This window comes from Myxococcus faecalis (genome assembly GCF_050039385.1).
In the GTDB taxonomy this organism is placed as follows: Bacteria; Myxococcota; Myxococcia; order Myxococcales; family Myxococcaceae; genus Myxococcus; species Myxococcus fulvus.
On sequence record NZ_CP144336.1, the window covers coordinates 5,491,027 to 5,503,769 of the forward strand.

General features: G+C 70.7%; 10 protein-coding genes. 5 read left to right on the plus strand and 5 right to left on the minus strand.

Features of this window, described 5'->3' with window-relative positions:
- Positions 1-16 precede the first annotated feature (16 nt).
- Positions 17-1,522, minus strand: a complete 1,506-nt coding sequence (locus VZQ01_RS22000) for a parallel beta-helix domain-containing protein (RefSeq protein ID WP_223750376.1) — start codon at positions 1,520-1,522, stop codon at positions 17-19.
- Positions 1,523-1,731: 209 nt separating this feature from the next.
- Here VZQ01_RS22000 and VZQ01_RS22005 point away from each other — a divergent pair, with 209 nt between their 5' ends.
- The 4 genes from VZQ01_RS22005 to VZQ01_RS22020 all read left to right on the plus strand — a co-directional run bounded on the left by VZQ01_RS22005 (position 1,732) and on the right by VZQ01_RS22020 (position 6,263).
- Positions 1,732-2,661, plus strand: coding sequence for a heme-dependent oxidative N-demethylase family protein (locus VZQ01_RS22005; protein WP_223750375.1), 930 nt, complete (start codon positions 1,732-1,734; stop codon positions 2,659-2,661).
- A gap of 211 nt (positions 2,662-2,872) precedes the next feature.
- Positions 2,873-3,652: an FKBP-type peptidyl-prolyl cis-trans isomerase gene (locus VZQ01_RS22010; RefSeq protein WP_223750374.1), complete on the plus strand. Its 780-nt coding sequence runs from the start codon at positions 2,873-2,875 to the stop codon at positions 3,650-3,652.
- 114 nt (positions 3,653-3,766) lie between these two features.
- Positions 3,767-4,597: a dienelactone hydrolase family protein gene (locus tag VZQ01_RS22015; RefSeq protein WP_223783843.1), complete on the plus strand. Its 831-nt coding sequence runs from the start codon at positions 3,767-3,769 to the stop codon at positions 4,595-4,597.
- A gap of 124 nt (positions 4,598-4,721) precedes the next feature.
- The gene (locus VZQ01_RS22020) at positions 4,722-6,263 is read left to right on the plus strand and encodes an alpha/beta hydrolase family protein (protein WP_426744308.1); all 1,542 of its coding nucleotides are present in this window, start codon (positions 4,722-4,724) and stop codon (positions 6,261-6,263) included.
- On the opposite strand, the gene VZQ01_RS22025 is transcribed toward VZQ01_RS22020, so the two are convergent.
- The 4 genes from VZQ01_RS22025 to VZQ01_RS22040 form a co-directional block, all read right to left on the minus strand.
- Positions 6,257-6,895 (minus strand): CAP domain-containing protein, encoded by a 639-nt coding sequence (locus VZQ01_RS22025; protein WP_223750371.1) that lies wholly within the window; start codon positions 6,893-6,895, stop codon positions 6,257-6,259. The two genes, VZQ01_RS22020 and VZQ01_RS22025, sit on opposite strands and share 7 nt — an antisense overlap.
- Positions 6,896-6,971: 76 nt before the next feature.
- On the minus strand, positions 6,972-7,610 hold the full coding sequence (locus VZQ01_RS22030; RefSeq protein WP_248545507.1) for a CAP domain-containing protein: 639 nt from the start codon (positions 7,608-7,610) through the stop codon (positions 6,972-6,974).
- 71 nt (positions 7,611-7,681) lie between these two features.
- On the minus strand, positions 7,682-9,025 hold the full coding sequence (locus VZQ01_RS22035; protein ID WP_426744309.1) for a DUF1552 domain-containing protein: 1,344 nt from the start codon (positions 9,023-9,025) through the stop codon (positions 7,682-7,684).
- Positions 9,022-10,701 carry a DUF1592 domain-containing protein gene (locus VZQ01_RS22040; RefSeq protein ID WP_426744310.1) on the minus strand — a complete coding sequence of 560 codons (1,680 nt, stop codon included), beginning with the start codon at positions 10,699-10,701 and terminating at the stop codon, positions 9,022-9,024. The genes VZQ01_RS22035 and VZQ01_RS22040 overlap by 4 nt, the downstream gene beginning before the upstream one ends.
- Positions 10,702-10,972: 271 nt before the next feature.
- Here VZQ01_RS22040 and VZQ01_RS22045 point away from each other — a divergent pair, with 271 nt between their 5' ends.
- Positions 10,973-12,742, plus strand: a complete 1,770-nt coding sequence (locus tag VZQ01_RS22045) for an AAA ATPase domain-containing protein (RefSeq protein ID WP_426744311.1) — start codon at positions 10,973-10,975, stop codon at positions 12,740-12,742.
- The last annotated feature ends 1 nt before the right edge of the window (position 12,743 follow it).

Consider the following 12,743-nt stretch of genomic DNA (forward strand, 5'->3'; position numbering starts at 1 on the left):
CCTCGGTCCGCTCACTTCAGGGGAGGTCCAGCGCGGGCGCGAAGCCGCGGCAGTTGAACGGCTCGGCGCCCTGGTCGTAGCGCGCCGTCGCGGCCCACGCCGCCGCCGGGTTGGGCGTCTGCGCCGTCAGGTACGCCTGCACCGACTGCAGGTCCAGGTCCACCACCGCCTGCTTCGTCGTGGCCGGCACCGTGTTGTTGTAGAAGCACAGGTTCAGCGCGTTGGGCTCGCGGCCCTCGGCGCGCGGCGCCGGGTCGATGCCGTCCCACAGCACGTGCTCCACGCGCTCCACGCCGTGCACCGCCTTGCCGTACGCGTACAGGTTGAACATCAGCGCGCCCAGCGGGCGCTTCTGCAGGTCCGGCTGGCCGTTGTCCACGTTCGCGCCGCTGCCACCCAGGAACGTGTTGTCGTGGATGGACACATCGCCCGTGTTGAAGTTGAAGAAGCCCGCCGACCACAGGATGGGGTTGGGCTCGATGGCCAGGCCGCTGAGCACCGCGATGTCCACGGAGCCGTTGTCACCCCACGTGTTGCCCACGAACTCCACCCGGCGCGACGCCAGGATGAACGTGCCCGTGCCCGCCGGCACCTGCGACACCGTGCTGCTGCTGGCCGTCACCGACGCGAAGTTCGGCCGGTTGTTGCCCGTGATGGTGTTCTTGGTGATGAGGATGTCGGTGCCCTTGATGGGGTTGCCCGGCAGGTCGAACACCACCAGGCCCGTGGTGTTGTCGATGGCCGTGTTGCCCTCCACGTAGGCGAAGCGCGTGTTCTCGATTTCGATGCCCGCCACGTTCTTCTTCGCGATGTTGCGCCGGACGATGGTGTAGCGCGTCTGGCCCACGTAGATGCCCGCGTCCGCGGCGTTGTACGCCTCGCAGTCCTCGATGAGCACGTAGCGCGACTTCACCGGGTAGATGCCGTACTTGCCGTTGTTCTCGTCGTTCTCCACCGCCCACTCGGTGCGGATGCGCTGGATGAACACGTTGGACGAGTTCTCCACGCGCAGCGCGTCCTTCTTCGCGTTCCACAGCGCCACGTCCTTCACCGTGAACAGCTTGCCCACCACGTCCAGGCCGTTGGTGTTGGCCACTGCGTTGGAGAAGTCCAGCACGGTGCTGGCGGCGCCGCCGGTGCCCTCGCCCTGCGCGCCCCGACCCGCGCCGACGATGGTGATGCCGTCCTGGCGGATGGTCACCGCGTTGTTGAACTTGAACGTGCCCGCGCCCAGCTGCACCGTGGTGCACGGCTGCAAGTCATTGACGGCGTTCTGCAGGTCCTGCTCCTGACCCGGATTGAAGGTCAGCGTCTTGCGCTGCGCATCGGTACACGAGAACTCGGCGGGCCACACGTCACCTGAGTCCGGCGTGCCGGAGTCGGGCGTGCCGGCGTCCGTCGCGGGCTCTCCCGGGCTCGGGTTGGGGCTCGCGAACTGACGGTCCTCGTCGTCGTCCGAGCAGGCGGGAAGGGCCAGCAGACTCAGCGCGGCGACGAGCACGGCACGTGACAGACGGTTCATCAGGGTTCCTCCAGGAGTCGGCCATGCCCCCCTCGTGTCTCGACGGGGAGCGGAGCGGGGCGGGGCCAAGGGATGGCGCGAATCCTCATCCCGCCCGCGCCCGACCTCAAGGGTGAGGTGAGGATTTCCTTCGCGCCTGGGTTTCGTGACGCGCTGCGATGTGCAAGGAATGGCAGGCTGTATTTTTCTCGGGTCGGAGCTTCGTCCACGTGCTGCCCTACTTCCCCTTCGAGCAGGACGCCTACGCCATGGCACTTGGAGTGCGCGCCTTGCGTCCCGGTGAAACACTCATCGAAGTAGACGCAGCGCATTATCGCGCTGAGCTGGCGTTGAAAGCCTCGCTGCTCGGCGAGGACCCGCACGCGCGCTTCCAGGCGCAGCCGGGCACCGGGCCCCAGCAGTGGGAGGTGTTGCGGCTCTTGCTGTCGCGCATGGCCGAGCAGACACCGGAGTCGTTCACCCTGCGGGTCGACGACGACGGGCGCTGGCATTGGCACAACACGCTCACGGGCGACGCGGCCTCCTTCACGCCGGGCCAGGAGGACGGCCTGCCGTTCGCGCCGCTGGATTGGGTGGGGAGGCAGGTGCAGGAGGACCTGCTGGTGCTGGACGGCACGCGCGAGGGCTGCCCGCTCATCGCCGGACAGCTCTGCTTCCCCTCTGGCTGGAGCCTGGGGGAGAAGCTGGGCAAGTCCCTGCTCGCGGTGCACGCGCCGGTGCCGGGCTTCGCCGAGCAGATGGGCCGCGGCACGCTGAAGCTGCTGGAGGGCCTCAAGCCGGGCCGCCCCGTCACCCGCTGCAACTGGGCCGTCACCGTCACCGACAGGCTGTGCATGGAGCCGCGCTCCTTCCCCGAGTGGCGCCACCTCTTCGAGGGCCTCACGCCCGACAACGCCGGGGAGCGCTGCTTCCTGCGCCTGGAGCGGCAGACCTTGAGCCGCCTGCCCCAGACGGGCGCCATCCTCTTCACCATCCACACCTACGTGGCCCCGGTGGCCGGCGAGGTGCCCACGCCCGAGCGCCGCCAGCGCCTGGCCCGCGTGCTCGCCACCGTCCCGGACGACCTGAGCGGCTACAAGCGCCTGGGCCCCCTGCGCGAGCCGCTCCTCGCGTACCTGCGCCGCCCTGGCGCTTGTTGACGCTCGAGCCCGGAGCCCCTTCGCGTTCGTAGGGCCTCGGGATGGTGGGTGGAGAAATATCCTACCCGGATGAAACGAGGGCGGCGGATGGGCGTCGCGGTGCGGCGCCAAGAGGAAGGACGCGCGTTTCTGTAGTAAGTCGCCCCTCCGGAACGAGAGATTGGCGGCGCGCTTTCGCCGCCGCGGCCACAAGCGAAGGAAGGGCAAACACATGCGGAAGATGTGTCTGGTTGCGATGATGCTGAGCCTGACGGCGTGCCAGCCGCAGGGTGCGAAGGACGGGGGCGCCACCGCCACGGCGACGGCGGGCGCGGCGGCCAACCCGCAGACCGAGGACCAGAAGACGCTGTACGCGCTCGGTCTGTCCATCGGCAAGAGCATCAGCGTGTTCGACATGACTCCGGAGGAGCTGGAGTACGTCAAGGCGGGCCTCAACGCCCAGGTGAAGGGCGACAAGCCCGCGGTGGAGCTGGAGACGTACGGGCCGAAGCTCCAGGAGCTGGCGCGCGCGCGCACCACCGCCAAGGCGGAGAAGGAGAAGGAGAAGTCCAAGCAGTTCCTGGACGAGGCCGCCAAGGAGTCGGGCGCCACCAAGACGGAGTCCGGCCTGGTGTTCAAGGACATCACCCCCGGCACCGGTGAGTCCCCGAAGGCCACGGACATCGTGAAGGTGCACTACAAGGGCACGCTGCCCAACGGCACGGAGTTCGACAGCTCCTACAAGCGTGGCGAGCCCACGCAGTTCCCGCTCCAGGGCGTCATCAAGTGCTGGACGGAGGGCGTGCAGAAGATGAAGGTCGGCGGCAAGGCCAAGCTGGTGTGCCCGTCCGACATCGCCTACGGCGACCGCGGCGCGCCCCCGAACATCCCGGGCGGCTCGGCGCTGGTGTTCGAGGTGGAGCTGCTGGAGATCGTCAAGCCGCCCGAGGCCCCCCCCGCTGGCGCGCCGGCCGCTCCCGCGACGCCTCCGTCCGCCGAGCAGAAGAAGTAGTCCGGCCCGCTCCAGTCATTGGAGCGTGGGCACATGGAGGGCTGGCGGGGATGCTCCCTGCCGGCCCTCTTCGTTTGCAGTCATGCGAGCGCCTCAGGGCGCGAAGGAGCGTTCATGCACCGTCACCTGCTGTGGTTGGGTGTGTTGTTGCTGGTCTCAGGCTGCACGCGGGGCAAGCCGGTGGAGGTGCGGCGCGAGCCCTCTCCCACGGGCGCGGTCTCCGAGGCGGAGTTCAAGGCCATGCACACCCTGCGCGACGACGCGCCGCCCGAGCTGAAGGGGCAGGAGGTGGAGGTGGCCGGGACGAAGATGTACCTGAGCCTGCCCGAGGGCGCGAAGGGGCCCCTGCCCGCGGTGCTGGTCCTCCACGAGTGGTGGGGGCTCAACTCGCACATCAAGCACTGGGCGGACCGGCTGGCGGCCAACGGCTACGCGGCGCTGGCGGTGGACCTGTATGGCGGCAAGGTGGCCACCACGTCCGAGGAGGCGCTGGCTCTGGTGAAGGCGGTGGACCACGCGCGCGCGGGGCAGACGCTGGTGGCGGCGCACAAGTTCCTCCAGGAGGACGCGCGCGTGAAGGCCACGCGCACGGGCAGCCTGGGGTGGTGCTTCGGCGGGAGCATGTCCCTGCGCACGGCGATGCTGGTGCCGGAGCTGGACGCGGCGGTGATTTATTACGGCAGCCCGGTGACGGACGTGAACGAGCTGTCGACCATCCGCGCGGCGGTGCTGGGCATCTTCGGGACGCGGGACGCGTCCATTCCGCTGGAGAAGGTGGCGGAGTTCCGCGCGGCGCTGGACCAGCTGGGGATTGCCCACCGCATCGTCGAGCTGGATGGGGAGCATGCGTTCGCGAACCCCTCGGGGGCGCGCTACGACGAGCAGTCGGCCGCCAGGGCGTGGGCGGAGACGTCGATGTTCCTGGAGCACCACCTGAAGCGCTGAGTGGGAGTGTCCAGCGGTCCACACGAGCGAGCCCGGACGCGACACGGTGTTGCGTCCGGGGCCCCGGGTCGGCTTGAACGCGCGCGCGTCAAATCATCGGAGGCGTGGCGTGCCGAGGCTGGGTGTGAGCGTGGTGGTGGTCCTGGGGCTGGTGCTCGTCGGGAGCGGGGCCTGGGCGTCCCGGGCGACGGTCCCCGTCGAGGGGGTCTGGCGTCGGCCGGACGGAGGGCTGGTGCGGGTGGCGGGGGAGGGCACGGCCCCGTTCCTGATGGACTTCGCCTCGCGGCGGCGCTGGCGGTTGGAGCCGAGGGAGCCCGGGGTGTGGGCGCTCGCGGGAAGCCGTCCGGAGGCGCGCGTCACGTGGCGATCGCCGGAGCTGGTGCTCACGGGGGTGAGCGCGGAGCCGATGGTGCTCGCGCCGGCGCCGGTGCGCACCGAGGCGGTGACGGTGTCCGTGGAGGGCGCGGAGCTGCCGGCGACCCTGTGGCTGCCGGGGACGGGAGTGCCCAGGAACGCGGTGGTGCTGCTGCACGACGTGGGGCGGGGCTCTCGCGCGGCGCTGGAGCCCTATCCGGCGCTGCTGGTGGAGCATGGATTCGCGGTGCTCACCTACGACGCACGTGGGACGGGGCTGAGCGCGCAGGGTCGTGATGGCCGCGCCACCGATGACGCTCGCGTGAGCGCGAGTGCCACGGGAGTAGGGCCGGCTCGGGGGGATGTCGGCCGGGCCACCGATGCCACACGCACGAGCGCGAATGCCACGGGAGCGGGGACAGCTCGAGGTGATATCGGCCGCGCCACCGATGACGCTCGCGCGCCGGGGCTGAAGAAGCAGGGCGATGACAAGCGCACCACCGATGCCGCTCTCCAGCCGGGACTGAAGGGGCCGGGCGATGACGGCCGCACTGCCGAAGACGCTCTCCAGCCGGGGCTGAAGGCGCAGGGGGATGACGGCCTCGCGGCGGTGCGGCTGCTGCGGCAGCGGCTGGGCCCCGCGGTTCGCGTGGGGCTGATGGGCTTCGGGCAAGGCGCGTGGACCGCGGTGAACGCGTCGGCGCGCGCGCCGGAGGAGGTGGGCTTCCTCATCCTCATCTCGGGCGGAGCCGGCGCGGTGTGGAAGCAGGAGCAGCACCGCATGCGCAACGAGGGCCGCAAGCGCGGCCTCACCGGGCCGGAGCTGGTGGACCTGAACGAGTTCCTCGAGGTGCTCCACGACGCGCGCCTGTACGAGGACGGCGGCGAGGCCCGTGCACGCAAGACGCTCGACTTCCACTTCCAGCGCGCGAAGCGCAAGCGCTGGCTCGCGGTGACGCCGCTGTCGTCACTCGGAGACGTGACGGTGGAGCGCTTCCTGGAGCGCCAGCGTCCACTGTGGCGCGACGTGCTGTCCTACGACGCGGCCGAGGACCTGCCACGCGTGCGAGGCCCCGTGCTCGCGCTGCTGGGCGAGCGCGACGAGACGACCCCCGCCGCGCTCACGGCGCGAGCGCTCAACCAGGGGCTGTCGAAGCGCACCGGCGCGAACGACCGCGCACAAGTAAAGGTCATCGAAGGCGCGGACCACGCTCTCGCCGTGGTCACGCGTGAGTCGCCCGCCGTGGAGACGCTGTCCCGGCAGGCGCTGGACACCCTCTCCGCATGGCTGCGCGCCCTGGCATCTCAGTAGGGCTTCTGCCCCGTGTAGTTCCCCGGCGGCGCGTAGTTGCAGACCCAGTACTGCCACGTGGGGAACCTGCTGCCGAACGGCGAGTTCTCCGTGCAAGTCACGGTGGCGCAGCCCACGCGCTTCGTGTCGCGCCACACCACCTGCGTGTAGTGGCCGCACTGCTTGCCCGACGCGCACGAGTTGTTGGCGTAGTTGTAGTCGACGGCCTCATCGCTCCAGCCCTTCACCACCTCCAGCGTGGACATGGAGTTGGGCGTGGCCGCGGTGATGTTCTCACCGTAGGGGCCGCGGTTGGGGTTGTGCCCCCACTGGCACTTCGCCGCCCACGCCTTCGCCACGTCCTCCGCGCCCGTGTCCCAGCCGAGCGGCTCCAGCGCGGGGCTCGGCGTGGGCCTGGCGGAGGCCCGCGTGGCGTTGTGCCCCGTCAGCATGTCCTGCGCGAACTGCGACAGCGACCCGGAGCCCGAGTCGGGCGTACCGGAGTCCGGGCTGCCCGAGCCCCCTCCATCCGGGGTCCCCGCATCCCCCGAAGGCGTGTCGTCATCGTTGTCATCATCGGAGCCGCAGCCGGTGGCGAGGCAGGGCACGAGCAGACCGAGGGCCAGCAGACGTCGGACGGAGGAGCGGTTCATCCCGCGATTATCGACGGCGCCACGGGCCTCCGGAAGGTGTACGCACCCACGCACCCTCCCACGGCGACACCGCGTCTCAGTAGGGCCGCTGTCCCACGAAATTTCCGGGCGGTGCGTAGTTGCAGACCCACAGCTGCCACGTGGGGAAGTCGGCCCCGAAGGGCGAGTTCTTCTTGCACGTCACGGTGGCGCAGCCCACGGCCGTCGTCTTGCGCCACACCACCTGCGTGTAGTGCCCGCACACCTTGCCCTTCTTGCACGTGTTGCGAGCGTGGTCGTAATCGGAGACCTCGTCCGCCCAGCTCTTCACCACCTGCGGCGTGGTCCACGCATCCGGCGTGGCGGCGGCCAGGTTCTCGCCGTACTCACCCCGCTCCGGGTTGTGCTCGAACTTGCAGGCCCTGGCCCAGGAGGCGGCCTGGCGAGCGGCCTCGTCGGACCAGACGAGCGGCGGCAGCGCGGGCTTCGGCGTGGGCCGCGCCTGGGCGCGCGCCTGGTTGTGGGCCTCCACCATGTCGCGCGCGAAGTCCTTCGCCGTGGGCTGCGCGGGCCGGGTCTGCGGAGCGCTCCGGGCCTGCTGTCCCCGGGGCGCGCTGGCGGAGGCCCGCTGGGACGGCGCGGCCTTGCGCGCGCTGGACTTCGAGGCCGACGCGCAGCCGGGAGGAAACACGAGCAGGAGCAGGACGACTGCGCGGAGCACGGAAGACGGACGCATGCCGAGGATGATGCGTCAGGACGTCCGTCCATGCATGGTGACGTTTTGCGTCCATGCCGCGAGGTCGGGCGCTACCCCCCGAATCCCGGCAATTCCCCCGTACCGTCCGAGCCAAAAGTCGTGATTCCGGGGACGCCCATGGCCCGCATCATGGAGATGTAGAGGTTGGCGATGGGCAGGCCCGTCGCGCGCAGGTGTCGGTTGGTGCCCACCGCGCCGCCACACCGGCCGGCGATGAGCACGGGCAGGTTGCGATGGATGTGCCCGTTGCCGTCCTCCAGCTCGCTCGTGAAGTAGACCATCGAGCTGTCGAGCAGCGACGCGCCGCTGGCATCCCGGCTCTCCTTCAACCGGCGCACGAGGTAGGCGTACTGCTCCACCTCCCACCGGTCGATGCGTGAGAGCGCGTCGAAGTTGGCCGGGACGAACTGGTGGTGCGAGTACGCATGGTGTCCGCCGCTGAGCCCGAGGAAGCCGTACACCTTGTTGCTGCGCGCGTTGGCGAGCATGAAGGTCGCCACGCGGGTGAGGTCGCATTGGAAGGCGAGGACGATGAGGTCCATCATCGCCTTCGTCTTGGCGCGAGGGTCCTCGTTGTCGACGGGCGACACCTGGGCGCCGCACACGGGCACCTGTTGCCCCAGGACCTCCAGCTGCTTCTCCAAATCTCGCACGCTGGTGAAGTACTCCTCCAGCTTGCGCTGGTCCGTCACGCCGAGCTGCTTCTGGAGCGACGTGGCGTCCTCGCGCACGAAGTCGATGATGCTCAGGCCATAGGCCCGGCGCTTCTCCACCTGGGCCTGGGTGGAGCCGGGGTCCATGCCGCCGAAGAGCCGGTCGAAGACGGCCTTGGGGCGCACCTCCTTGGCCATGGGCGTGCGGGGCCCGGCCCAGGAGATGTTGTTGGCGTAGGGGCACGCGTAGCCGGAGTCACAGTTGCCGATGCCGCGCCCCGCGTCGTTGCCCAGCTCCAGCGAGGCGAAGCGCGTGGCCTTCTGCTGGGCCAGGTGTCGGGCGATGACCTGGTCCATGGAGATGCCCGCGCGGAAGTCGGTGCCCTCCGTCTTGACGGCCTTCATGCAGGACAAGAGCGCGGCGGTGCCCGCGGCGTGGTGGCCGTCGCCGTCGGGCCTGCCCGCGTCGTTGGTGAGCCCGCTGATGACGAGCACGTCGCTCTTCACCGCCGCCAGGGGTTGGAGCGTGGGCGTCAGCTCCCAGGCGGCGCCCGTGCCGGCGGGCAGCCACTTCTGCATGTGGATGCCATTGGGCACGTAGAAGACGGCCAGGCGGCGAGGGGCCAGGGGCGCCTCGGCGGCGTGGGCGGTGGAGACCATGCGCTCGAGCAACGGGAGCGCCATCAGCGCGCCCGTGCCGCGCAGGAAGGTTCGACGGGAGAGTGGCCGCTTGTGGCTCATGGCGTCTGGGCCTCCGTGTCGCCGCGCCGGGAGGTGAACGAGTCACTGAGGACGATGGCGAGGATGTAGTCGACGAGCCGCCCGCCGCTGGCCTCCGCGGAGGCGGAGATTTCGCGCACCACGCACGCGTCGGCCTCGGACATGCCCCGGCCGAGCGCGTACGTGAGCAGGTGCTCGGTGATGCACGCGGGCAGCTTCGGGTCCTCCTTGACGAAGCGCCGCATGTCCGCGCCACCGTTGAGCACGGCGCCGTCGGGCAGGTCCCCCGTGGCGTCCACCGGCGCGCCGCTGACCTCGTTGAGCCGCCAGCGGCCGATGGGGTCGTAGTTCTCCAGCGCGAGCCCCAGCGGGTCCATCATCCGGTGACAGCCCTGGCACTGCGGCAGGCTGCGGTGCAGCGCCATGCGCTCCTTCATCGTCATGAGCGGGTTGACCGGAGGCGGCAGGCCCTCGACGTTCGGCGGCGGCGGCGGCGGCGCGGAGCACAGCAGCTGCTCGAGCACCCACACCCCGCGCTGCACGGGCGAGGTGCGGTCCGGATTGGAGGTGACGGTGAGCAGCGAGCCGTGGCCGAAGATGCCCTGGCGCTCGGGGTGCGCGGACAGGTCCACGCGCTTGGGTGTGGCGCTGCCGGGCAGCGGCAGTCCGTAGTGCGCGGCGAGCGCGTCGTTGACGTAGGTGAACGGCGCGTCGAGCAGGTCGCGCAGCTTGTGCTCGCCGGTGAGGAACTCCTGGAAGACGAGCTCCGTCTCCTGGCGCATGGCCTGGCGCAGGTCCTCGTTGAAGGTGCCGTAGAGCATCGGGTCCGGCTCGGCGGAGGCGAGCGCGCGGGTGAAGAGCCACTGTCCGGCGAAGTTGCTCACCAGGGCCTGGGACTTGGGGTCCGCGAGCATGCGGCGCACCTGGGCCTCCAGCTGCGCGGGCGTGGAGAGCTGTCCCTGCTCCGCGGCCTGGAGGAGCGCCTCGTCGGGCATGCTGCTCCAGAGGAAGTAGGACAGGCGGCTCGCCAGCTCGAAGGCGTCCAGCCGATGGGGCGAGAGGGACGTGGCCTGCGGGTCCTTCTCCACGCGGAAGAGGAAGTGGGGCGAGATGAGCACCGTGCGCAGGGCGAGCTTCACGCCGGCCTCGGGTGGGTCTCCGTGTTGCTTCGCGAGCGTGAGCGCGCCGAGCAGCCGGTCCACCTCCTCGGGTGTCACGGGGCGGCGCCAGGCGCGGCGGGCGAAGCGCGAGAGGATGTCGCGTGCGCAGGGCTCTGGGTTCGTGGCGTCCAGGGTGCAGGTGCGCACGGTGCCCTGGGCCCAGGCGTTCTCCACGAGCTTCTCCGCCGCGGTGGCGTACTTCTCCAGCAGCAGGGGCGAGAGGCTGAGGACGTCGGCGTTGTTGTCGAAGCCGTAGCCGTGGTCATCGGCGGGGAAGTCGCGCGCGGGGCGGGTGGTGTCGCCGAGCAGGTCCCTCACGGTGGCGTCGTACTCGGCGCGGTTGAGGCGGTGCAGGGTGACGCGGCCCGGGTCCGCGGAGGTGTTCTCGCAGCCCTCGGCGTGGGTGGGCGGCGGCTCGGGGAGGACGCGGGCCTTGGGCAGCGAGTCTCCCTTGCAGGCGGCGAGCAGCAGGAGGAGGCCCGTGCTCGCGCGGGCGCGCCAGGGGCGTCGCCTCCGTTCGTGAAACCTGGAAGTCACTGCACCTTCCCCCTTTCACCGAGCCGCCCGAGGCGGAGTTCGGTGAGGGCCGAAGCAAATCCCTCTCCAGCGCGAGGCGGTGGGCGGTGAACGCGGGGGCCGTCCCGAGGGGAGGGTGAGGGGGTGGGCAGTGCCCTGCCATGGGTCGGAGGAGGGCGGTCGAGGGGAAGCGGGGTGCCGTTGGTGGGCGTGCGGGAGGGTGGTGGAGGGTGCAGGTTGCGGTGGAGGGGCATGGATGCCGCCCCGGGCGTTCCGGTAGAGGAGAGGCGCCATGACTTCACCGCGTGTCGATGCCGTCGCCGATGACTTCCTGTTGCTGGTGGAGGTGTTGCCGGAGGGGCTGCGGACGGCGGTGGGGGCGCTTGCTCCCTCGGAGGTGTTGGAGGTGGTGTTGGACCTGGGGCGGGTGCCGGAGGCGCGGCTGGTGGACCGGGTGGTGCGGCTGCGCGAGACGCCGGTGGGGGTGGAGGACCTGCGTCAGGTGATGGAGCGGGTGGGGGCGCCGGGGGAGGACAACCGCGCGGGCATCGAGCGGACGTTGCATCGGGTGTCGGCCATCCGGAACCGGCGGGGGCAGGTGGTGGGGCTGACGCTGCGGGTGGGGCGGGCGGTGTTCGGGACCATCGACATGTTGAAGGACCTCATCGGCTCGGGGCGCAACCTGCTGTTGTTGGGGCGGCCCGGGGTGGGAAAGACGACGAAGCTGCGCGAGGTGGCGCGCGTGCTCGCGGATGACCTGGGCAAGCGGGTGATGGTGGTGGACACGTCCAACGAGATTGGTGGGGATGGGGACGTGCCGCATCCGGGGATTGGTGGGGCGCGGCGGATGCAGGTGTCGCGGCCGGACCGGCAGCACGACGTGATGATCGAAGCGGTGGAGAACCACATGCCCGAGGTCATCATCGTGGATGAAATCGGGACCTCGGCGGAGGCGTCGGCGGCGCGGACGATTGCCGAGCGGGGCGTGCAGTTGGTGGCGACGGCGCACGGCAACACGCTGGAGAACCTGGTGTTGAACCCGACGCTGTCGGACCTGGTGGGCGGGGTGCAGACGGTGACGCTGAGCGACGACGAGGCCCGGCGCAGGCGCACGCAGAAGACGGTGAGCGAGCGCAAGTCGCCGCCCACGTTCGACATCGTGGTGGAGATGGTGGGCCGTGACGAGGTGCGTGTGCACGGCGACATGGCGGAGGCGGTGGACCGGCTGCTGGCCGGCAAGGACGTCGGCGGCGAGCGACGAAGGCAGGACGCGCAGTCGGGGCGCGTGGAGGTGGAGCCCGCGAGGCAGGTCACGGTGGCTCCGGAAGGAAGAGCCGCGTCGAGCACGGAAGAGGAACCCGAGGGACCGGCATCCGAGGGCGTCTCTGTGTCAGGTGAGACGCCCGAGCACGGGGGGCCCTTCACTCCGCCACCTGACGAACTGCCGGCACCGAGTCCGGAGCCGCGTGCGCCGGAGCCCGCGAGCCCCAGGCAGACGCGGTTCTCCTCGCGGTTCGTCGACGAGCCCCAGGAGGAAGGGGCCGCGCCGGCGGCCCGCCCCACGCGCATCTATCCGCACGGCGTGAGCCGGGAGCTGTTGCAGCGGGTGCTGCGCGAGATTCCGGTGGAGGTGCGACTGGTCAGCCGGCTGGAGTCGGCGGACCTCGTCGTCACGCTGCGCTCGAACGCGAACGACCCGAGGATGCGTCGGGTGGTGGCGAAGACCGGCGCGCGGGTGGAGTCCGTGAAGCGCAGCAGCTCCGCGGAGCTGCGCCGGATGTTGAAGGGCTTCTTCAACGTGCTGGAGGGCGTGGACGCGGAGGAGGTCCGCGAGGCGGTGGCCGAGGCCGAGGCCGCCGTCCAGCGCGCCCTGCGCGAGGGCGTCCTGGTGGAGCTCGCACCGCGTCAGCCCCGCGTGCGCAAGCTCCAGCATCGTCTGGTGAGCCGCTACCGCCTGGAGGCGGTGAGCCACGGCAGCGAGCCCTCCAGGCATCTGGTCATCTACCCGCTGGGCGCGGAGCTCGACGCCGCGCTCGCGGAGGAGACGGAAGGCGGCGCGTGAG

What these genes read in the sequence shown, in the direction of transcription:
- VZQ01_RS22045 (WP_426744311.1), top strand. Translation starts at nt 10,973, where the DNA reads ATGACTTCACCGCGTGTCGATGCCGTCGCCGATGACTTCCTGTTGCTG.
- VZQ01_RS22000 (WP_223750376.1), bottom strand. Translation starts at nt 1,522, where the DNA reads ATGAACCGTCTGTCACGTGCCGTGCTCGTCGCCGCGCTGAGTCTGCTG.
- VZQ01_RS22030 (WP_248545507.1), bottom strand. Translation starts at nt 7,610, where the DNA reads ATGCGTCCGTCTTCCGTGCTCCGCGCAGTCGTCCTGCTCCTGCTCGTG.
- VZQ01_RS22025 (WP_223750371.1), bottom strand. Translation starts at nt 6,895, where the DNA reads ATGAACCGCTCCTCCGTCCGACGTCTGCTGGCCCTCGGTCTGCTCGTG.
- VZQ01_RS22015 (WP_223783843.1), top strand. Translation starts at nt 3,767, where the DNA reads ATGCACCGTCACCTGCTGTGGTTGGGTGTGTTGTTGCTGGTCTCAGGC.
- VZQ01_RS22035 (WP_426744309.1), bottom strand. Translation starts at nt 9,025, where the DNA reads ATGAGCCACAAGCGGCCACTCTCCCGTCGAACCTTCCTGCGCGGCACG.
- VZQ01_RS22010 (WP_223750374.1), top strand. Translation starts at nt 2,873, where the DNA reads ATGCGGAAGATGTGTCTGGTTGCGATGATGCTGAGCCTGACGGCGTGC.